19 protein-coding genes are annotated in these 21,238 nt (G+C 65.7%); 11 read left to right on the forward strand and 8 right to left on the reverse strand.

What is annotated here, in order from left to right:
* Positions 1 to 1,752, forward strand: a 1,752-nt coding sequence (locus H289_RS33915) for an HNH endonuclease signature motif containing protein (RefSeq protein ID WP_502685708.1), incomplete at its 5' end; no start/stop codon positions are given.
* A gap of 72 nt (positions 1,753 to 1,824) precedes the next feature.
* On the opposite strand, the gene H289_RS33140 is transcribed toward H289_RS33915, so the two are convergent.
* Positions 1,825 to 2,076, reverse strand: a complete 252-nt coding sequence (locus H289_RS33140) for a hypothetical protein (RefSeq protein ID WP_020102925.1) — start codon at positions 2,074 to 2,076, stop codon at positions 1,825 to 1,827.
* Between the two features lie 98 nt (positions 2,077 to 2,174).
* Here H289_RS33140 and H289_RS0121660 point away from each other — a divergent pair, with 98 nt between their 5' ends.
* Positions 2,175 to 2,606 (forward strand): Imm61 family immunity protein, encoded by a 432-nt coding sequence (locus H289_RS0121660; protein ID WP_020102926.1) that lies wholly within the window; start codon positions 2,175 to 2,177, stop codon positions 2,604 to 2,606.
* Between the two features lie 3 nt (positions 2,607 to 2,609).
* On the opposite strand, the gene H289_RS32570 is transcribed toward H289_RS0121660, so the two are convergent.
* Complete coding sequence (locus H289_RS32570) at positions 2,610 to 2,918, reverse strand: YrhB domain-containing protein (protein WP_081633493.1); 309 nt, start codon at positions 2,916 to 2,918, stop codon at positions 2,610 to 2,612.
* A gap of 112 nt (positions 2,919 to 3,030) precedes the next feature.
* Complete coding sequence (gene dctA, locus H289_RS0121665; protein ID WP_029105561.1) at positions 3,031 to 4,419, reverse strand: C4-dicarboxylate transporter DctA; 1,389 nt, start codon at positions 4,417 to 4,419, stop codon at positions 3,031 to 3,033.
* Positions 4,420 to 4,517: 98 nt separating this feature from the next.
* Here dctA and H289_RS0121670 point away from each other — a divergent pair, with 98 nt between their 5' ends.
* From H289_RS0121670 to H289_RS0121700, 7 genes are all read left to right on the forward strand, one after another.
* The gene (locus tag H289_RS0121670; protein WP_020102928.1) at positions 4,518 to 5,147 is read left to right on the forward strand and encodes a dTMP kinase; all 630 of its coding nucleotides are present in this window, start codon (positions 4,518 to 4,520) and stop codon (positions 5,145 to 5,147) included.
* A gap of 87 nt (positions 5,148 to 5,234) precedes the next feature.
* Positions 5,235 to 5,921 carry a two-component system response regulator MtrA gene (gene mtrA / locus H289_RS0121675; protein WP_020102929.1) on the forward strand — a complete coding sequence of 229 codons (687 nt, stop codon included), beginning with the start codon at positions 5,235 to 5,237 and terminating at the stop codon, positions 5,919 to 5,921.
* A 43-nt stretch (positions 5,922 to 5,964) separates the two neighbouring features.
* Positions 5,965 to 7,617, forward strand: coding sequence for an MtrAB system histidine kinase MtrB (gene mtrB, locus H289_RS0121680; RefSeq protein WP_029105562.1), 1,653 nt, complete (start codon positions 5,965 to 5,967; stop codon positions 7,615 to 7,617).
* Between the two features lie 8 nt (positions 7,618 to 7,625).
* A complete protein-coding gene (lpqB, locus tag H289_RS0121685) occupies positions 7,626 to 9,374 on the forward strand; it encodes an MtrAB system accessory lipoprotein LpqB (RefSeq protein ID WP_196810066.1) in 1,749 nt (582 codons plus the stop codon).
* 159 nt (positions 9,375 to 9,533) lie between these two features.
* The gene (locus H289_RS30990) at positions 9,534 to 10,148 is read left to right on the forward strand and encodes a hypothetical protein (protein ID WP_155944208.1); all 615 of its coding nucleotides are present in this window, start codon (positions 9,534 to 9,536) and stop codon (positions 10,146 to 10,148) included.
* Positions 10,148 to 10,726, forward strand: coding sequence for a DUF6529 family protein (locus H289_RS0121695; RefSeq protein ID WP_020102932.1), 579 nt, complete (start codon positions 10,148 to 10,150; stop codon positions 10,724 to 10,726). The genes H289_RS30990 and H289_RS0121695 overlap by 1 nt, the downstream gene beginning before the upstream one ends.
* A complete protein-coding gene (locus H289_RS0121700; RefSeq protein WP_020102933.1) occupies positions 10,726 to 11,163 on the forward strand; it encodes a QcrA and Rieske domain-containing protein in 438 nt (145 codons plus the stop codon). Before H289_RS0121695 ends, H289_RS0121700 begins: the two co-directional genes overlap by 1 nt.
* Before the next feature lie 6 nt (positions 11,164 to 11,169).
* On the opposite strand, the gene H289_RS0121705 is transcribed toward H289_RS0121700, so the two are convergent.
* From H289_RS0121705 to H289_RS31005, 5 genes are all read right to left on the reverse strand, one after another.
* Complete coding sequence (locus tag H289_RS0121705) at positions 11,170 to 12,294, reverse strand: hypothetical protein (RefSeq protein WP_020102934.1); 1,125 nt, start codon at positions 12,292 to 12,294, stop codon at positions 11,170 to 11,172.
* A gap of 132 nt (positions 12,295 to 12,426) precedes the next feature.
* Positions 12,427 to 13,347, reverse strand: a complete 921-nt coding sequence (locus H289_RS30995; protein ID WP_081633494.1) for an immunity 49 family protein — start codon at positions 13,345 to 13,347, stop codon at positions 12,427 to 12,429.
* 21 nt (positions 13,348 to 13,368) lie between these two features.
* Positions 13,369 to 18,366, reverse strand: a complete 4,998-nt coding sequence (locus H289_RS31975) for a DUF8616 domain-containing protein (RefSeq protein ID WP_020102936.1) — start codon at positions 18,364 to 18,366, stop codon at positions 13,369 to 13,371.
* 21 nt (positions 18,367 to 18,387) lie between these two features.
* The gene (locus H289_RS0121720; protein ID WP_231388095.1) at positions 18,388 to 18,669 is read right to left on the reverse strand and encodes a WXG100 family type VII secretion target; all 282 of its coding nucleotides are present in this window, start codon (positions 18,667 to 18,669) and stop codon (positions 18,388 to 18,390) included.
* 2 nt (positions 18,670 to 18,671) lie between these two features.
* Positions 18,672 to 19,505 (reverse strand): WXG100 family type VII secretion target, encoded by an 834-nt coding sequence (locus H289_RS31005; protein ID WP_020102938.1) that lies wholly within the window; start codon positions 19,503 to 19,505, stop codon positions 18,672 to 18,674.
* A 93-nt stretch (positions 19,506 to 19,598) separates the two neighbouring features.
* On the opposite strand from H289_RS31005, the gene H289_RS0121730 reads away from it, so the two are divergent.
* Both H289_RS0121730 and hpf read left to right on the forward strand, forming a co-directional pair.
* Positions 19,599 to 20,228, forward strand: a complete 630-nt coding sequence (locus H289_RS0121730) for a ComF family protein (RefSeq protein WP_020102939.1) — start codon at positions 19,599 to 19,601, stop codon at positions 20,226 to 20,228.
* A gap of 343 nt (positions 20,229 to 20,571) precedes the next feature.
* On the forward strand, positions 20,572 to 21,204 hold the full coding sequence (gene hpf / locus H289_RS0121735; protein WP_020102940.1) for a ribosome hibernation-promoting factor, HPF/YfiA family: 633 nt from the start codon (positions 20,572 to 20,574) through the stop codon (positions 21,202 to 21,204).
* Positions 21,205 to 21,238: the final 34 nt, after the last annotated feature.

The raw sequence follows: 21,238 nt of genomic DNA on the forward strand, positions 1-21,238 counted from the left end.
TCGGGGAAGTTCACGGCCATTGCCGACCTGGCGATGTTGCGTGTCGACGATCAGGATGGCCGGCAGTGGTGGGCGTGCGATGGCTGGGATGCTGCCGTCGCCGAAGTCGGAGCGGCGCTGGGGCTGGGGAAGCGCGAAGCGTCGGGGCAGTTGTCGATCGCGGTCGCGTTGCGCTTCCGCCTACCTCGGGTGGCGGCGGTGTTCGCCGACGGTGGCGTGTCGGCGCGGACGGTGTCGCTGATCTGCTGGCGCACCCGCCTGGTGGAGGACCTCAACACTCTCGCTGTCATTGATGCCGCCCTGGCGGGGGCGTTGTGTGAGTGGGCGGGGTTGTCCCGCAAGAAGATTGAACGCAAGATCGACGGCTGGGTGCAGAAGTTCGATCCGGCTGCGGTGATCAAGGTGCGCTCGGCGGCCCGCCGCCGCGGGGTCGGGATCGGCAAGCCTGATGATGAGACCGGGGTGGCGTCGATCTGGGGTGCACTGTTGGCCACCGATGCCGAGCTGCTGGATCGGGTGCTGACTGAGATGGCTCGGCAGGTGTGTGAGAACGATCCGCGCACTTTCGGGCAGCGCCGTGCCGATGCGCTGGGGGTGCTGGCGGCTCGTGGGGATCGGCTGGCCTGCCAGTGCGGTAATCCCGACTGCCCGGCGGCTGGACCGGATGCGCGGGCCACCGCGGTAATGATTCATGTGCTCACCGATTCTCTGCCGGTCCCGGTGGCTGACCCGCTGCTGCACGGGGATCCGGCGGTGCCGCTCGTATCGCCTGCACCTGCCCCGCCTCAGCCGGTGTTCACACCCGAGACTGCGCCCGAGCATTTCTTCACAGCCGAACCCGAGCCCGCGCCGGCGGATGCCATGGCGCCCATGTCCACGCCCGGGCCGGCACCGGCGGCCGATACGCGGCCCGTCGAAACCCCGCCCCCTCCCGCGTTCGAACCGGCCAGCGACGCGACGCCCACCCCTGGAGCTCATGCGACGCCCAGTCCCGCTCCCATCACACCTCCCGCTAAACCCCCTGCCCCTGTACGCACACCGGTCGGTTATGTCCTCGGCGGTGGCGTGGTGCCACCGGCGGTGCTCGCGGACTTGGTGGCCCGCGGCGCCAAGGTCCGCACCGTCGCCTCGGCCGCCGATCTGGACGGGGTGCCGCGGTACCGGCCCTCGGTCGCGATGGATGAGTTCGTCCGCATGCGGGCCATGACATGCATGTTCCCCGGCTGCGACCAGCCCGCCACCCACTGCGATGTGGACCACACGATCCCGTGGCCGGCCGGGCCGACCCATCCGGGCAACCTGAGCCCGAAATGCCGCAAACACCACCTGCTCAAAACGTTCTACGGCGGCCCCGACGGGTGGCAGGACCGTCAACAACCCGACGGCACCATCGTGTGGACCGCACCCACCGGCCACACCTACACCAGCGTGCCCGAAAGCCGAATCCTGTTCCCCCGCACGATCACCGACACCCCACTACCGAACCCACTGCCGCCGGACGCCCCCGATCTGGACACCCCACCGGCCCCCGGCCGGGGCATCATGATGCCCATCCGCCGCCGCACCCGCGCCCAAAACCAGGCCCAACAGATCGCCTACGAACGCGCCCTCAACCAAGCCGACATCGACGAGCACGAGGCCGCCCGAGAAGCCTTCGACCGCCAACGCAAGGAACGCCAAGAACGGGAAGCCGCCGAGGCTGCCGCGGCCGCCGAATCAGCAGAGCAACAAGACATCCCGCCGCCACTCTGAGTGCGGCATGAATACCCCTGAAAAGGCATGACTTTCAGGGGTATTCACGCTTGTCACGTGCGGATAGGAGGGCTACTTCGCCTCGATGACGCCAGCCAGCAGCTGGCTGTAGGCCAAGCGTCCGAGGAGTTGGAAGCAGGCATCCGATTCCGTATGAAGTTGCACCAAACCGTTTTTGGTGCCTCGCTCGTACCAATACACTTCCCAGCTGCCTTCAGGTGATTGCTCAACAGACCACGCGTAGTCCGCATGTCCACCGAGCGCGACGGTCTTAGGTGAGACCCCGATTGATTCCAGAGCCCTCGCCAATTCGGTGAGCGTCACGTTTGTTCTCCTTGGGTCATCGTTGGTCGCGGCGGCTCGGTCGTTGTCCGTCCATAGCGGGACGGTCGGCGGTTGACACAATTCGCCAGAATGGGCTCGTGGAGGACACCGAACTATTGTCGGAGTGGGCCGCAAGGGCAGGGATGCTGCTTCATGCCTCGGACACCCGGGTCGTCCACGGCTGGGCCGGTATGGAGATCGGATATGAAGTCCGGCGTGATGGCACCGGGTATCTCGTAGTGAAAACAGATCGCGGAAATGCCTCGACGCGCGGTCGATTCGACAGTCTTTCGGACGCCGACGCATACGTCCTGATGTGTTTGGGGAGCATTTGGCGCGCTGATCATGGGTTGGGGGACATCTTTCCAGCCGGCGCGGCCGAGGGCTTTAGGCCGAAGCATGACGCTTCTGGGTGGTCTGTGGAAGTCGCCGGCCGCAGAGCTGTGTTCACCTATGAGTCCGATGCGGGCCGGTACACCCACGTCGCAGGGAAGGGCCTGGGCAACGTCGCAGCCCTCATGCAGGCGTGAGAATCACGCACCGGAGTCCGGCTGTGCCGCACGAATACGTTCCATCTGTACCGCGGCGGGCAGTGCGCTTGAGAGCTGGAATGGTGCCGAGCCGTCCTTCGGAACGACTATTGGTCCGTTGCCGGCGAGAACTGCGTTCGCGTCATCATCTTCGATGAATGCTCGACTTTGGTATCCCTGTACCCACCAAAATTCGTAGTCGACGGGTTCTCCGACCAGTACGCAGGGCACGCCTCCGTTGGTCATATTTTCGGCGAGAATTGCTTCCGCGATGACCTTGGCTCGCCCAGCATCAATACCGATTTCAGCCATGCTTAGTCACGACTGATCGCATGTGCGGCACGCCATTCAACGTAGCGCTTGCCTCTACCTCGCGCCCGGAAGCCGCAGACAAGTCGGGGAAGGACCCTGAGCTGTATATCGATCAGGTCGCGGACTTAGAAGGACCGCCTGCAGCCGCATCCCCAATAGGGTCAGGCTCTTCGAGCGGCGGAACGTCCTGGCCGTCGAGCACCTTGCGCAGACGGTCTTTGTCGAGCTGCCCTTCCCAATTGGCCACCACGAACGTCGCGACGCAGTTGCCCAGCAGGTTCACCGAGACGCGCATCGAGTCCATGATGCGGTCGGCGCCCAGGAGCAGGGCCACCGCGGCGACCGGGATGGCTCCGTGGCCGATGGCGGCGACGGTCGCTGACAGCGCGAGGAACGACGACCCGGGAACTCCGGCCATGCCCTTCGACGTCAGCATCAGCACCAGCACCGCGGTGATCTGCTCACCGAGGCTCAGGTTCACGCCCAGCGCCTGGGCCAGGAACAGCACACAGATCGAGAGATAGAGGGTCGCTCCGTCGAGATTGAACGAGTACCCGGTCGGCACCACCAGTCCTGTGGTGGTGCGCGAACATCCGGCATTGGTCAGTTTGGCCATGATGCGCGGCAGCACGACCTCGGTGGAGGCAGTGCCCAGCGCAAGGAACAACTCGTCCTTGATGTACACGACGAACTTCCACAAGTTCACCCCCGCGAAGACCTTCGCGACGGCCCCGAGCACCAATATGAAGAGCGCGGCCGCGAGATAGCAACAGCCGATCAGCTTGGCGAAACTGCTCAGGGAGCCGATGCCGTACTGGCCGATGATGTAGGCCATCGCTCCGAAGGCGCCGAGCGGCGCCAGTCGCATCACCCAGCCGATGACGGTGAAGAACACGTGGCTCAGGTGGTCGACGATCTCGAGGACGACGGGCGGGCCCTTCTCGCCGAACTTCGCCAACGCGAGCCCGAACAAGACGGCGAAGAACAGCACCTGCAGCAGGTTGTTCTCGGTGAACGCCTTGAATATCGACTCGGGGATGATGTTCAGCAGGAAATCGACGGTGTGCGGCAGTTCCTTGTTCTGGGTCTTCTTTGCGATCGCGTCGGCCCCGCTCGCCAGCGTGGCGGCGTCGACGTGGAAACCGGCGCCGGGTTTGACGATGTTGCCGACCACCAGCCCGAAGAGCAGCGCGAAGGTGGTCACCGCCTCGAAGTAGATCAACGCCTTCACGCCGATCCGGCCGACCGACTTGAGGTCGCCGACGTGTGCGATGCCCAGCACGACGGTGCAGAAGATGATCGGCGCGATCAGCATCTTGATCAGCTTGATGAAGCCGTCGGCGAGCGGCTTGAGGTCGGCGCCGACCTTCGGCTGCAGCCAGCCGACGAGGATGCCGGCGACGATCGCGACGAGCAGCTGCACGAAAAGCGACTTGTACCAAGGTGGCTTGTTCGCGAGCCGGATCATCTCGCTTTTCGGCGGTTGCATGGTGGTCGCCATCGCGCGAAAGTACTGAGCGGGCGTCACCACGTGATTTCTGCGATGTTTCTGTGACGTCGCGCATCAGATATATCGAATCCAGCAACTAGTCTCGCCACGTGCTGATCGCAATCGAAGGCGTCGATGGTGCGGGGAAGAACACGCTGACCCAGGGGCTGCGGGCGCAGTTCGAGGCCCGCGGCAAGTCGGTGACCACCGTGGCGTTCCCGCGCTACGGTCGCTCGGTCGAGGCGGATATCGCGGCCGAGGCGCTCCATGGCCGGCACGGCGACCTCGCCGAGTCGGTGTACGCCATGGCGATGCTGTTCGCGCTCGACCGCGCCGGCGCCAAGGCCGAGATCGCGGAACTGAGGAGCACTCACGACGTTGTCATCCTCGATCGGTACGTGGCCTCCAATGCGGCCTACAGCGCGGCCCGGCTGCATCAGGGCGCGGGCGGGGAGGTGGTGGCCTGGGTGCGGGAGCTGGAGTTCGAGCGGTTGGCGCTGCCGGTGCCGGATTGGCAGCTCTATCTGAATGTGCCGACCGACCTTGCCGCGGAAAGGGCGGCGCGCCGGGAAGCTCAGGATGTGACGCGAACCCGCGACGCCTACGAGCGCGACGGTGGCCTGCAGGGCCGGACCGCAGCGGTGTACACCGCGCTCGCGGCCGAAAACTGGGTCGGCCGTTGGGCTTTGGTCGCTCCGGACGTCGACCCGGGGGAGTTGGCCGGCCGGCTGCTGGGGTGATTCGGCCGCCGCCCCTACCAGCAAGTTGTCAGGTTGGAGGCAAAACACCCATCGGAGATCACAGCTTTATCGCGATGTGGTGACACCATGGACGCCATGAGGCAACGCATTCTGGTCGTCGACGACGACCCATCTCTGGCCGAGATGCTCACCATCGTGCTGCGGGGCGAAGGCTTCGACACCGCCGTCATCGGTGACGGCAGCCAGGCGCTGACCGCGGTCCGCGAGCTGCGCCCGGATCTGGTGCTGTTGGACCTCATGCTGCCCGGAATGAACGGCATCGACGTGTGCCGTGTGCTGCGCGCCGACTCGGGCGTGCCGATCGTCATGCTGACTGCCAAGACCGACACGGTCGACGTGGTGCTGGGCCTGGAGTCCGGCGCCGACGACTACGTGATGAAGCCCTTCAAGCCGAAGGAGCTGGTGGCGCGGGTGCGCGCGCGGTTGCGCCGCAACGACGACGAGCCGGCGGAGATGCTGTCCATCGCCGACGTCGACATCGACGTGCCGGCCCACAAGGTGACCCGGCAGGGCGAGCAGATTTCGCTGACTCCGCTGGAGTTCGACCTGCTCGTGGCGCTCGCCCGGAAGCCGCGCCAGGTCTTCACTCGTGACGTGCTGCTCGAACAGGTGTGGGGCTACCGCCATCCGGCAGACACCCGCCTGGTGAACGTCCACGTGCAGCGGCTGCGGGCCAAGGTCGAGAAGGACCCGGAGAACCCGCAGGTGGTGCTCACCGTTCGAGGAGTGGGATACAAGGCCGGACCGCCGTGATCGGACGGCTCGTCAAGCCCGAGCCTGAGACCGTAGGGCGCCGGTGATCTGGGGATCCCGACGGCGTATCCGTGGCGGTTTCGGCTCGGGCGCTTTCGTGCGCGGGCTGGGCGCTGTCGGCCGGGTGGTCGGCTATGCCTGGCGTCGCTCACTGCAACTGCGTGTGGTGTCCCTGACGCTGGGGTTGTCCCTTGCGGTCATCCTCGTGCTGGGTTTCGTGCTGACCAGCCAGATCACCGACCGCATTCTTGAAGCCAAGGTCCGGGCCGGCACCGAAGAGGTCGAGCACGCCCGAACGACGGTGAGCGGCATCGTCGGCGGCGAAGAGACGCGCTCGCTGAACAGCAGCCTGCAGCTGGCGCGCAACACCCTCATCGACCGCAAGGTCGATTCGGGCTCGCGGCTGGCCGGTGCGTTCGACGCGGTGCTGGTGGTGCCGGGTGACGGCCCGCGCGCGGCCACGTCGGCCGGGCCGGTGGGGGAGATTCCGAACTCCTTGCGCGACTTCGTCAAAGCCGGCCAGGTCAGCTACCAGTACGCGACCGTGCACACCGACGGGTTCTCCGGTCCCGCACTGATCGTCGGCAGCCCGACGTCGTCACAGGTCACCAACCTCGAGCTGTACCTGATCTTTCCGCTGAGCAACGAAGAGAGCACCATCGCGCTGGTGCGCGGCACCATGGCCACCGGTGGCATCGTGCTGCTGGGCCTGCTCGCGGCCATCGCCTTGCTGGTGGCCCGGCAGATCGTGCTGCCGGTGCGGTCGGCGTCGCGCATCGCCGAGCGGTTCGCCGAGGGGCACCTCACCGAGCGCATGCCCGTACGCGGCGAGGACGACATGGCGCGCCTGGCGGTGTCGTTCAACGACATGGCCGAGAGCCTGCACAAGCAGATCACCCAGCTCGAAGAGTTCGGAAACCTGCAGCGCCGCTTCACCTCTGACGTCAGCCACGAGCTGCGGACGCCGCTCACCACGGTGCGCATGGCCGCGGATCTGATCTACGACCACAGCGAGGAACTCGACCCGGCGCTGCGGCGTTCGACCGAGTTGATGGTCAACGAACTCGACCGCTTCGAGACACTGCTGGCCGATCTGCTGGAAATCTCCCGGCACGACGCCGGTGTGGCCGAGCTGTCGGTGGAGTCGGTCGACCTGCGTGACACCGTACAGAGCGCGCTCGACAACGTCGGCCACCTCGCCGACGACGCGAACATCAAACTCGCCGTGCATCTTCCGGACGAAGCCGTCATCGCCGAGGTGGATCCGCGCCGCGTCGAGCGCATCCTGCGCAACCTCATCGCCAACGCGATCGACCACGCGGAGAAGAAGCCCGTTCAGATCAAGATGGCCGCCGATGTGGATACCGTGGCAGTGACGGTCCGCGATTTCGGCGTGGGTCTGCGACCGGGCGAGGAGAAAATGGTGTTCAGCCGGTTCTGGCGGTCCGACCCCTCGCGGGTGCGGCGCTCCGGCGGCACCGGCCTCGGCCTGGCCATCAGCATCGAAGACGCGCGCCTGCACCAGGGGCGGTTGGAGGCCTGGGGCGAACCCGGCCACGGCGCCTGCTTCCGTCTCACGCTGCCGCTGGTGCGCGGTCACAAGGTGACCACCAGCCCGCTGCCCCTCAAACCCACTGGACCCAAATCGGTTACGGCTCTCTCGTCCGGGGAACTGCCCGCGGGGGACGCATCGTGAAAGGGGCACTGGCACTCTGCGCGGTGCTGATGCTGGTCCTGACGGGGTGCGCCGGCGTACCCAGTTCGTCGGCGCCACAGGCCGTGGGCACCGTCGACCGGCCGGCCCCGCGCAACCTGCCGACGCCGTCGCCCGGTATGGACCCGGACCTGCTGCTGCGCGAATTCCTCAAAGCCACCGCCGATCCCGCGAACCGGCACCTGGCGGCGCGCCAGTTCCTCACCGAATCGGCATCCCGGTCGTGGGACGACGCCGGTAGCGCCCTGCTGATCGACCGCGTCGTGTTCGTGGAAACCCGTGGCACGGACAAGGTTTCGGTGACCATGCACGCCGACATCCTGGGTTCGCTGTCGGACGTCGGGGTGTTCGAGACGGGGGAGGGCGCGCTGCCCGACCCGGGACCCATCGACCTGGTGAAGACGCCGCGCGGCTGGCGCATCGACAAGCTGCCCAACGGCGTGTTCCTGGATTGGCAGCAGTTCCAGTCCACCTACAAGCGGGACACGTTGTACTTCGTCGACCCGACCGGCAAGACCGTCGTGCCCGACCCGCGCTACGTCGCGGTGTCCGACCCCGACCAACTCGCCACCGAACTCGTCACCAAGCTGCTGTCCGGGCCGCGACCCGAGATGGCAAGCAGCGTACGGAATCTGATGGCCGCACCGCTGCGGCTGCGCGGCCCGGTGACCCGGGCCGACGGCGGCAAGACGGGTGTCGGACGCGGTTATGGTGGCGCCCGCATCGACCTCGAGAGCCTGTCGACCACCGACCCGCACAGCCGGCAACTGCTTGCGGCACAGATCATCTGGACGCTGTTCCGGGCCGGGGTGAATGGCCCGTACGTGATCAACGCCGACGGCGCCGCCCTCGACGACCGCTTCGCCGAAGGCTGGAACACCTCCGACGTCGCGGCCACCGATCCGGGTGCCGACCCCGGCGCCGCGGCCGGCTTGCATGCCCTGGCCGGGGGATCGCTGGTGTCGCTGGAGGGTGACAACGCGCCGCGGGTTGCCGGCGCGTTCGGCCAACTGCCGGGCCAGACCTCGGCGGCGTTGTCGCGCAGCGGCCAGGAAGTCGCCTCGGTGGTGACACTGCGGCCGGGCGCCCCGGACATGGCGCAGTCCCTGTGGGTGGGTCCGGTCAACGGCGACGCCGCACAGGCGCTCGACGCGCACACGCTGTCGCGTCCCAGCTGGTCGCTCGACGACGCCATCTGGATCGTGGTCGACGGCACCAACGTCGTGCGCGCGATCCAGGAGGCGGCGTCGGGCCAACCCGCCCGCATCCCCGTCGACTCGTCGGCGGTGGCCACCAAGTTCCCCGGGCCGATTAGTGGACTGCAGCTGTCGCGCGACGCCACCCGCGCCGCGATGGTGATCAATGGCCAGGTGATCCTGGCGAGCGTCGAGCAGCGTGAGGGCGGACAGCTCGCGCTGACCTATCCACGCCGCCTCGGTTACGGCCTGGGTAATACGGCCTTGTCGCTGTCCTGGCGCACCGGCGACGACATCGTGGTGACCCGTACCGACGGCGCGCACCCCGTGTCGTACGTCAACCTTGACGGCGTGAACTCCGACGGACCCACCCGGAACCTGGTGGTCCCGGTGTCCACCGTCGCGGCGAACACCTCGACGGTGTACCTCGCCGACCAACGCGGCGTTCTCCAGTTGTCGGGTTCGGCAGCGGACAACAACCTCATGTGGACCGATGTCCGGCCGCTGATGGTCGCGGGCGCACTGCCCGTGCTCCCCGGCTGAAAAGTCGCTTTGAACCTTCTGTGACTCGGCTCCGTTGTTCCGGTTGAGTCGGCCAATCGTTAACTGAAATTGGCCCGATATCTCACCGAATCTGATGAGCGCGTGTCACCGCGGGTGGATCATTGTTGCCATCGGGTTCACAGCCGATGAGGAGTGAACATGAAGGTAGCGGGTCCGCTCGTTACCCTGGGCGCGGTCGCCGCCCTGGGCATCGGGATCTATGCCGTGAATGTGTCCAAGGAGTCGCAACCAGCGGCACCGGTGCCATCGACCAGCCAGGCCGCGCCGCCCACGAGTCAGGCCGCACCGCCCATCGCGACCACCCCAGCTGCGGTGCCCTTCCCGGCCGCCGCCGACTACCAGGGCAAGGTCGAGACCAAGGCCGGCGTGATCACACTGGACATCTCGGTCAAGGGCGCGGCCGCCCGCGCCTACGCGTGCGACGGCAAGGCCGTCGAAACCTGGCTGAGCGGGCCGGCCGATGCGGGTGTAGTCAACCTGACGAGCAAGGACAAGACCAGCCATCTCGAGGGCCGCCATGACGGCAAGAGCGTGGCGGGCACCTTGACGATCGGCGAAAAGAGTTGGCCATTCACCGCTTTCGCGGTGCAGCCACCGGCCGGCCTGTACGTGAGCCAGAAACAACGGCGTGCGAAACAGCTGGATCGTCGGCGCGGACAAGGCGGTGACGGGTGTGCAGCGTTCGGCCGACGGTGCGACGTCACCGGCCCCCACGCTGACCTCGGACGCCAAGCGCGTGGAGGGCGACAGTGATGGCATTTGACCCAGCGGCGGACGCGCCGACGCAGCGCGCCCAAATCCCCTCGCGCGGAGCTGGATTCGTCGTCGCTCTGTTGATCGGGGCCGTGGTGGCGGTCGGGCTGGGCGTGTTCGGATCGGTCCATGAACCGAAGTTCTTTTCGGTCAACTTCGCCGGCTTCTCGAGTGGGCTGTACGCGAAGGCGTGGCTGGCCACGCTGGCCGCGGCTCTCGGCCTGTTCCAGGTGTTCTCGGCCCTGGTGATGTACGGCAGGCTGCCGGTGAAGGCACCGACGTGGATCGGTGCCGCACATGTGTGGTCGGGTCGGCTGGCCGTGCTGGCCACCGTCCCGGTCGCGGTGCACTGCCTGTATGCCGTGGGTTTCCAGACGACCGATGTCCGGGTGCTCACGCATTCGCTGCTGGGTTGCTTCTTCTACGGCGCGTTCGTCGCGAAGATGCTGTTGTTGACGCGCAAAGGTCTTCCGGGCTGGGCGATCCCAGTGCTCGGCGGGGCGGTGTTCACCAGCCTGGTGTACCTCTGGCTGACCTCGGCGCTGTGGCTTTTCGTCGGAGAGGGGTTGAAGTTCTGATGGCTGCTGACAAGCTGGGTCGCCGCGAGGTGCTGGCCGGTACGGGAATCGCCTTGGGCGCCACGGTGATAGCGGGATGCCAGACCTACGGCAAGCCGCCCGCCGCCGCCAGCCAGACCCCGGCCACGACGCCCGGCGGTGGGACGACGCCGGCGGCTGACAGCGGGTTGGTCAAGACCTCGGCGGTGCCGGTGGGCTCGGGCGTGATCGTCGGCGAGGTGGTGGTGACGCAGCCGACGGCGGGCGAGTTCAAGGGCATGTCGGCCATCTGCACGCATCAGGGGTGCACCGTCAGCGAGATCGTCGACGGGACCATCAAGTGCCCCTGCCATGGCAGCAAGTTCAACCTCGACGGGACGGTGGCGCAGGGGCCGGCCAAGAAGCCGCTCGAGGCCAAGGCCGTCAAGGTCCAAGGGGACTCGATCGTGCTGGGCTGACTTGGCTCAGTCGAAGATGTCGGTGCCGGTGTCGTGGGCTGGTGGTGGGTTCACGATGGGGTGGCGGTTGCGGAATTCGGCGGACAGTTGGCTGTCGATGTGGGTGGTTGGTGCGGTGGCGGGTGCGGTGATGATGTGTTTGTCGTCGGCGATGTAGTAGATCGTCGGTACGTCGGTGGTGGGGTTGAGGCGCCATCCGTCGCGTAGTCGTTGGGGTGTGAGTCCGGTGGTGGGGTAGTTGGGGTCGTGGGCGGCGAGGTAGGCGGTGATGGTGGTGATGGCGTCGTTGGCGGGGAGGTAGGGGCTGTCTTGAGGTGAGGGGAAGTAGAAGATTTCGTCGGCTTTCGGTACCGCGTAGCGGCCTCTGGTGGGGTTGTGGACCGGTAGGAGGTAATCGCCATCCACGCGATAGGGCACGATCGCCATAGTGAGTCGGGCTGCTTCGATGATGTCGATCTGCGCAGATATTTCCCCCATACCGAGGACCTCTGCATTGGGGAATTGAGCCCACTCGTTCATGGTGGGATGAGGTGGCTCTGGACGCACGAGTTTTTCGCGGCGCCCGCCGCCGATGCTCAGGTAAAACCGTGTACCGATAATCGTCCCGACCGAGAACGGGTCGCCTTTGTACCAGCAGGTGGTGATTGCGCGGTAGAAGGCGGTGATATCAGCGACGGGGACGGTTTTGTAGGCGATTGCCGGCGGTCCGGCATTGCGGTCATCTTTCGGTTCGAATCCATCGGGTATCGATTCTCCGGGATCTACCGATAAGCGGACTTGTTGGCGGTACTGGTCGCAGTGGAACGCGCGGCCCTGATAAATGCAGTAGTAACCGCATGGCAGTAGTTGCGTGCCGTCGAGGGCGAGTAGCGGTTGTGGCGGTTGGGTCGGGTTGCCGAAGAGTTCGTCGATGACGGCGCTGACTTGTTCGGGGCTGACGGTGGGTGGGGTGAAGTTGCGTTGGTGTAGGTAGTTGAGGAATTCGGCGCCGGGGGAGAGCCCGTAGTTGCGGACGTAGTAACTGACTTCGTCGTCCCAGCGCCAGACGCCGTCGGTGCGCTTGGTCAATGGCACCTGGGCGGCCGGCGGGTTCAACCAGGGGTCGATGGCCCGTGCGGTGGTGCGTGCCACGACCGCACCGGCGTCGAGATAGTCGGCGACCCGTGCGGCGTCCTCGCGTGAGAGCCGGGGGAGCGAAGCGTCGGGCGAAACTCCCTCTGGGGCAGCGGGATCGGGCCGAGAGACCGATAAGGCTTTTGTCACCTAGATGTCTCCTTCGGTCGGTCCGTTGGCGGATGATTCACGGCGTTGGCGGCTTTGTCTGATGAATTGTGATTCGGTTGCGCGGCTGCCGAGTATGAGGTGCTTCGGTAGGTACGGCGTTTCGACGGTAATTGCCATGCCCATGTCGTGGGCAATACACGCCATCGCCAGTGGACCCCACGCGATGAACCCCTCGACGTCTCGGCGTCTGTCGGCGGTTTTTGACCAGAACTTCTTGTGGTCTTCGATTGCCCGAGCCAGCCGGGTGTTGAATTCTTCGGCGTTGCCCTGGGTGACGCAATACAGTAATTCGATCGGGGGATACAACAGCAGCAACAGTAGTTCTGGTTTGGCAATTTTCACGCGTTCCGGGTCTGCGCCCTCCATTGCGGTGATGATCGCCCGAACAACGTCGTCGTCGCGGCGGAAGAACTTCTGGAATGCGGTCACCCAGTCGTAGATGTACTCGTCGTACGCCGCACCGGCGGCTCGCAGCGTCTCGACGGGAGTTGCGCAGAGGGATGTTATGCGGTCGTCTCGGCGGCAGGCGATCGCGAAGTACATTGCAGCGAGCCATTTTCCGGCTGTCGCGCTGGAGTTCGGACCGGTGCCGGTGGTGGCGACCTTGTCATCGAAGCCGAGCGTGAACTCGATGTCGCGGTCCTTGTTGTTTGCGTTGAGGAACATCGCTGAGCCGGCTTGCATCGCCATCCACGTCGCATCCCAGATGCGTAGGAGTGCTGCGTCCGGATCTTCGACCGATGAATAATTCGCGATCCAGCTGGAGTAGGTAAAGAGCCGCTCCGTCAATTGAGGTTTCGCTTCGATCAGACCTCGGGTGAAATCGATGTCTTCAAACAGTTCCTGGATTCTTTGTTCAATGTCATCCAGATCGATCTGGTGCCGATTAATCACTAGCATCGCAATTTCACTCGCCCCGTTCTAGTCCAACGCGAATCGGTCCATGCGGAATCCGCCGTACTCGGCGCCACCTGGGGTGATATCCACCCGTGCTCTTACCAAATAGTAATCGAGCGCATCGGTCTGCAATGCTGCGTCCAGGCGACGCGCCAATTGTCGTCCTTCCGGCCCATGGTTCCTCATTGCATCGATGACACTCGCGGCATACTGGCGATGTCCTTGCTGGTAGCTGACCCCGTCGAAGCCTAGGCGGGTGCCAAGGTGTCCGCTGGGTCCTTTGGCCTCCACGACGACCACGCGTGTCTCGCCGCTCTCGCGGTCCCGAACTTCGTAGACGTGGTCGAAAGTGGCTGGGCCCCGTTGCCCTTCCTGCAGTGGTGTCACGTCGAACTGGCTGCCAGGGAATCTGTTCTCCATGGCATGGGTGGCCGCGTGCTCGCCCAACGCCTCACCGGCGGCGGTCTGCTCAGTGAATGCGGCCTGACGTTCACTGATCGTCTCGGGGGACGCCTCGACACCGCTGATTCGCTCTGCCTGGTACGCGGCATCCGCTGCGACAACGTGTTCGCGGGCAGCTTCGCGGCGGTCGATCAATCCTTGAGCGTCATGGCGTTCTTGTGGAGTGGCTTCATGAAGAAGCGTCTCGCCGTCTGCCAAGATTGCGCGCTCGTAGCCGTCTGGCACCGCTACCGGAGCGCCGCCTTCGTCGCGGCGGATCAGCGGTACCTGGTCTCCGTCGAAGTCGAGTTGGTTCTCGTTTCTGCGCCGGTATTCCGGCTCGGTGGATGCGCTGTCGTCACGCAGCGAATCGCGAGTGCGCACCTCGTCGTAATACTTCTCCCGATACCGGGAATCGTCGACCTTTTCCTGGAGGCTGGCTGGTGGGTGCCGCCCCTCCAGGCCATCAATCGGATCGTCGGAGATCTCGCGCCCGGCGCGGCTCTGTGGGTCTGAGCCGTCGGGACTTTCGTCGGCGTGATGACCGTCCGCCTCGACGTGCTGCGGTTCTGGCGAGTCGAGTACCTGCCGTGTGGTGCCGTCGGGCTCGAATTGGTGCCAACTGCCATCGGGTGGGATTCGCGGCACGCGTTCGCCGTCGGGGCCGCGATCGAAACCGGTGACCACTGGTGGGCGCCCGTCGGGATAACTCCATACCGGCCGGTCCGGTGCCGTGACGCGCACACCGAGCTCACGGGCCAGGTTAGCGGCGAACGAGTGATTTCCCACGCCGGTGTCGCAGGACATCAGTCGGATGGGCGTCTGCCCATCCCATCCGCTGTTACGTATCGCATCGGCGAAATCGTGTGGCGAGAGTCGATGCTGATTACCGGCGCTGTCGTACACCGACACGCTGTGGTGATCGCCGTGTACGTCGACGGTGAACTCACCGGGGAATCTCGGAACATCGCCGGCCGCCGAGCGCATGTGTGAATCCGCCGGGTCGAAGAATGCGGCGCCCGCGGGGGTCTCGAAAGCGGAGTGTCGGAACGCATCTGGGGCCCCCGTGCTGGAATGTCGATCAGGAGGTGGCCCAGTGTCGCCCAGTTCGGGACTGCGGTGCGTCGCATCGGGCGGTTCTGGGTGTGGCCCGTGCTGCGTGGAATCCGGGAAGACCCAGTCGCCGCCCTTGTGCTGTGGCCAACCATCGACGACGTGATCACCGGGTTCCTTGGTAGATACCCAGTTTTTGCCGGATTCGTCGAGCGCCGCGACCGGATGGCGCGATCCGTCTGGGTCGATGCGGACGAGCGTCGCTCCGGGCTCCCACTTGCCGCGTGTGAGTTGGTATTCGGGGTTGAGGCCATGTTCTGCGCCGGTATACCCGGTGCCAGTGTGCGGTGGCATTCCGCTACTCAAGTCGCGGGTGAGTTCGTCGGATATGCCGAGATGGGCGGTGACGTGACCATTTGGAACTGAGAACTCACCCGCTCGGGTGCGGCCTTCAATGACGTAAGCATGATCGGTGGTAGTGAATACCTCATAGGGCGACCATTCCCCATAGTCCAGACGCAGGCCGTGTAGCAGGTCAGACGGGGTTCGTAGCCCATCGGCATCTGACCGCACGGAGACGCACCCGCCAACGTCATTGGCGTGGTAGTTGGGGTTCGTGCTGTAAGGCGCACCGGGGTTCCGGACCTGATTCAAGATCGAGTCCACCACGCTGTCGCCGACGACCTTCTGAATGGTGTCGTTGGGGCCAGGATGCGGATGGGCCATCCGTGCCTCGTACATCACCTGCAATTGCTCACGACTGAAGTGCTCGGCCAGGTGTTCGCGACCGACGACCGCGGCCGTTCGTTGCCAATCGATGAACTCGTTGAGGGTCACGCCGTGCCGGTCGAGCACCGGCATCACCGCATCAACCGGGTCCGGCCGTGGCGCGTCGGATCGGTCGCCGGCGTGGCTCGGTGTTCCGTTCGGAGCGTGATCCTCAGTGTGGGGACCGCTTGGCGTGGGTTGCGGGTGCTCAGCGGTGGGCCGCGGGTTCTGCGCGCCCTGATCGGTGCGCGGGCTTGAATCGTGATGAGGCTCTGACGGAGCCGACGGTCGCTGAGGTTGCTCGGAACCAGGCTGCTTGCGCTCGGGAGCGTGTGATTCTCCTTGTGCCGCAGTGGGTTTCACCGGAGGGCTGGGATTGGTGTCGCGTGCTGGACCGGCGGCGGCGGTTCGTTCTGGTGGCCGCTGCGGCGGCGAGTTTTTCGCTGGGGTATCGCGTGGAGTGGGGGACCCCGCGGGTCGCTCCGCGTTGGGGGTGGAAGTGTGACTGCTGGTCGGGCTCGAGCTGTGGCCACCGGGGGAATGGTGGCCCATGGGTCCGATGGGGCCGCCCATGTTCATCGCGTTGGCCAGTGAGTTGGTCGAGGCGTTGGTGCCCGTATCGCGGTGGACGGGAGCGTCAGTAAGGTGCGACGGCGCGGTGTGATCGGTGCGGTGCGCACCATCGGTGGTGGGCGAGTCGTGGGTGCGGGAATGATCTGTGGGGGAATGATTTTCGCCGCTAGCGGGATGCTCACCGCCGCCCGAGTGGCGTTCCGCACCGGAGGTGTGATCGCTGGGGCGGCTATCGGCGTCGCTGCGGTGTCCGGTGTCGTTTGGCGTGTGGCCGCCGGTGTCGTTGGAGCCGGCCGTGTCGTGGCCGCCCCGCTGATCGTGGGCCGGCGAATTGTTGCTCTGGTCGTGTGCGCTTGTGTCCGTGGAGGTTTGCGGGGAATGCTGCGATTGCGACGGCCCCGACGACGCATCCGATGGGGTGTGGCCGGCGGCGGGTGGTTCACTCGATCGCGGACCGTCAGAGCTGGGGCCGTGGGAGCCTTGACCGTTGGTGCCAGGGCCACTGTTCGACTGCGGACCGTCTCCGGAATGTGATGGCCCACCAGATGATTGGGGCCCTTCGTTGCGGGACGGCCCAGCATCGGCGGGCCCCGATGTGTGTTCCTGCGGGCCCGAATGCTGGCCGGGTCCGTCCCCGCCGGGCCGTACCGGGGTGTGATCGGGACCGGGTGGGTCTGGTGGCCCACCCAGCCCACGCGGTGTACCCGCAGGTGAGTCACCGATCGAGGGTGGCCGCGGGGCGTCTCCGATCTCAGGCATCGCCCCGGCGTCAAAGCGCGGGGCCTGGGTGCGGCTGCCGAGATCGCTAAGGCCTTCCAGGCCAGGGGAGTCCCCCGCGTCGACCGAGCCGCGGCCGCGGGATCCGAACTTGGCGAGGTCGGACAGCTTCCGTTCCCCGCTGGCCAGATCTTTGGCGAGCTTTGCGCCCTTGGCCACCGACCCGGTCTTGCTGAGTGCTCCGCCGGGAACGAACAACGACCCGATGTTGAAACCCGCTTCACCCAACGCCCGCCCGGGGTGATCGCCCGACCATTTGTCCCACGCGACAAACTGTTTCCCCATCGCGATGAGCACGTCGTCGGTCTTGGACGGATCTTTGGCGATCATCGTGGCGACTTCGTACATCCCTTTCCAGGTGTCGAAATCTGCCAGCGACACAAGCCCTGAGACGGTCCCGACCAGCCCTGATATCAGGCCGACCTGCACATCGGTGTAGAACTTGACCCCTTCGGCCAACGCGCCGCCGATGTCCTCGCCGAACGCAGCGATCAGCACCGGGCGGATCAGCTTCTGGAACTCTTCGACTTTTTCACCGAGCAGTGTGAGCGCTTCACCCAGCAGTCCGGTGATTGCTTTGACGATGGTTTGAAAGTTGTGCCACAACGCCTTGATGTCGCTGGCGACCTCCCGCACGAGTTTCATGCCGTCACCGGTGAGGATGTCTTTCGCGGCGTCGTACAGACCGCTCAGGGACATCCGATTCAGAATTCTGCGGATCGCGTTCTGGGTTTCCTGGACCTCGTTGGCGTAATCCTCGACCGCCTTGGCGACGTTGTCGGAAATTTCCGTCAAGGCGGTGATGTTGGTGCCGAGTTTGTTGAGCGCCTCCGTCATCTTTCCGGACTCGTCTAAGTGCTGGGCGCCGACCACTGTCTTCGGTGCAGCCAGCATGGACTCGAAGACTTTGAACCCGTTGGCGAAGTTGCGCCACTGCGCAGCAGTGACTTTCATCAATCCGGCATGACCGTTGGGCCACATATTCAGCGGCAGGAACATCGTGATCAGGTTCCATTTGGGCGGCGGTGGAACCAGCAAGTTCTGCGGCACTCGCGCGGCCTGCCCCGGGTGGGATTCCTGCGGCGCAGGGCCCAGCCCTCCAGAAGGCCCCGGCCCGCCGATCGTGGACGCCTCATCAGCATTGCGGTAGTTGTAGCCCGATGCCATCAGCCGGTAGCCGACACTCTTGAACGCGTTCGCCGCGGTGGCCAACGTGTTGGTGAACTCCTGGCTTTGCCGCCCGTACTGCACGCCCATGTTGAAGCCAGCGAGGTCGAAGCCCGAGGCCAAACCCTCGGCGACCATGGGCTTTACTGCCTCCGACAGCGCACCCAACTGCTCGCCGGCTGCCAGCACAATCTGACCCGCGGCGATCAGCGCATCGGGCTCAACTTCAATGCGGCCGGGCACCGCATCCCCCGTCGACCGCGACTAATCCCACATCTCTCCGTTTCGGGAGGCGGCGTCGGTGTAGTTCTTCTTCGCCCCGGCCAGAACGCCCTTCAACTTCGTCAGCTGCTCGTTCATCAGGCGTGCGCCGTCCTCCCACTGCTGCTGAAACTGGGCCTGGGCGTCCGAGGCCTCGCCATGCCAGGTCGCGTGCAACACCGCCATCGCCTGGTCGACGTCCTCCAAGACTTCTTGGACGGTTTTCCCGAACTGCTCCAGATGGGTGATCGCGCCCTCCATGGCCGCGAAATCGACGACAAGCACGCTCACACCTCCGGGCCGTCAGCGGGTCGCGTCTGCGGCCGGACTGGATGTGACTCAACGGGCGTTGTGACATCGGGCGGGCCGTCGACGACGGGAGCTTTCAATCCAGGCTGCTCATCCGAAGGCCCTGCAGCGCCCTCGGATTCGCCGTCGCGATCGTCCTCGGCCTTGTCCTTCTCGTCCTTGTCCTTGTCCCTGTCGTTTTCGTCTTCACCGGCCTTGCCTTCGTCGGCAGCATCCTTGCCGGCGGACTCCGCGCCACCTTGCTGGCCCTGCGCCGCGGCTTGGGTCGCGGCCTGCACGATCCCGGTGGCCAACTGAGCGGCCTGGCCGGCGGCCCCGGACAACCCGCCGGCCGCCTGGCCGACCTGTCCCAGCGCGCCAACCATCTGCTGGGCCAGACTCGCCAACTGCTCGGCTCCACCAGCGCCGCCAGACGAACTACCAGACGCGGCCGCACCTGCACCCGAACCGGAACCAGCACTGGGGCCCGAACCACTGCCGGAACCACCGCCGCCGGCAGCACCACCGCCGCCTCCCATTGCCGATCGCAACGCTCCCGCGCTGTCGGAGTCGGTCTTGGCGTATTCCTTGCCGGCCAGCGACAGCATGTCGCCCATCGACTGCAACCCGCGCACGACCTGGCCCGCACCGTTGTGCCAGCCGTCCCATGCCGTCCCGAAAGCTGTTGCCGCGCCACCTTTCCAGCCCGACCCCAACAACTGGGTGGTTTCCAAATCCACGCTGGACAGCGCGTCCTGCAGTTGCTGCGCCGCGTCTTTGAACCGTTGCGAGGCAGCCGTCAACGCCGACACCTCAACTTCGAGCCGCCCCATGTACCCCCCCATTCAGCTGATTCCCAGCATATGGCCAGAAGCGGGGGTGAACCGGCACCAACTGGTGTCGTACCCCCGCGCAATGCTGGCGCCATGCTCGACCTGGTTCTGCCCGTCGAATGCGGTGGCTGCGGTGCGCCGTCGACCCGCTGGTGTCCGGCCTGCGCGGCGGAACTGACCGTCCGCCCCGACGAGCCGCACGTCGTCTCGCCGCGGGAGGACCCCGGGGTTCCGGTCTTGGCGCTCGGGCGCTACGCCGGGGCCAGACGACGGGCCATCGTGGGCCTCAAGGAACACGGCCGAACAGACCTCGTCGGGCCGCTGGCCGACGCGGTCGCCACGGCGATGCGGACCCTGATCGTCTGGGGCCTGATCGTGCCGCCGCTGACGGTGGTTCCCGCGCCGACCCGGAGCCTGGCCGCCCGACGCCGCGGCGGCGACCCCGTCGCGAAGATCGCCCGCGCCGCGGCCGCGGGTCTACCGGGCGTGACGGTGGAACCGGCGTTGGCGATGCGGGCCTTCACCAGAGACTCCGTCGGACTCTCCAGCGCACAAAGACAGCGCAACATCCGGGGCCGGGTGCGGCTGCGTTCTCCGGTGCGCGGGGAGGTGGTGGTGTTCGACGACGTGGTGACGACGGGTACGACGGCAGCCGAGGCGGTTCGGGTCCTGCAAACATCCGGAACGCAGGTGGCGGCGGTGCTCGCAATAGCGCACGCGTGAGCCTCTGGGCGGTGCGACACGGCCGGAGCAGTACCTACATCAACTCGATATGAAGTTCTCAAAACCGGTATGCGAAATCGGTGGCACGACTAGGTGAACTCGGACTACCGTCGGCTGCAACCACCCGTGAAGCCTCACGGCGGTACCGACATATTCACTCGGTACCAAATCGCTGACAGCGGTAGGAGGTGAGTACTCAACACCTTGCGCCGGGCTGCGGCGACTTGCAGACCCGCTCGGCGCGTAGTTCAGACCGTGTGCAAGAAGAGACACACGTGCACTGCGAGAGAGAAGCGAGTTGCTAAGCATGACAACCCAATCCGTGGATTCTGCCCGCTCGACCATGTTTGCCGACGATGCCGAGCCTGCGCCCGAACCGCACGCCGACGTCGTCGTCAAGGGCCGCAACGTCGAGGTCCCCGAACACTTCCGCATCTACGTTTCCGAGAAGCTCGCTCGATTGGAGCGCTTCGATCGCACCATCTACCTTTTCGACGTCGAACTCGACCACGAGAAGAACCGGCGCCAGCGCAAGAACTGCCAGCATGTCGAGATCACGGCACGCGGGCGCGGGCCGGTCGTTCGCGGCGAAGGCTGCGCGGACAGCTTCTACGCGGCCCTCGAATCGGCCGTCGGCAAACTCGAGAATCGGCTCAGGCGCAGCAAGGACCGTCGCAAGATTCACTACGGCGACAAGACCCCGGTGGGTCTGGCCGAAGCGACGTCCATCGTCCCGCCCGAGGATCTGCCCGAGGTGCCGAACCAGGCGGCCACCGCCGAGGTCGATGACCACGTTCCGGGCCAGGTGGTCCGCGTGAAGGAGCACCCGGCCAACCCGATGACGGTCGACGACGCGCTGTACGAGATGGAGCTGGTCGGACACGACTTCTTCCTGTTCCATGACAAGGAGAGCGATCGGCCGACGGTGGTCTACCGCAGACACGCCTACGACTACGGATTGATCCGCCTGTCCTGAGTTTCCAGTGCTGCGCCCCCGGCCGAACCGCCGG

Origin of the sequence: Mycobacterium sp. 360MFTsu5.1, assembly GCF_000383495.1 — a bacterium.
GTDB lineage: Bacteria > Actinomycetota > Actinomycetes > Mycobacteriales > Mycobacteriaceae > Mycobacterium > Mycobacterium mucogenicum_B.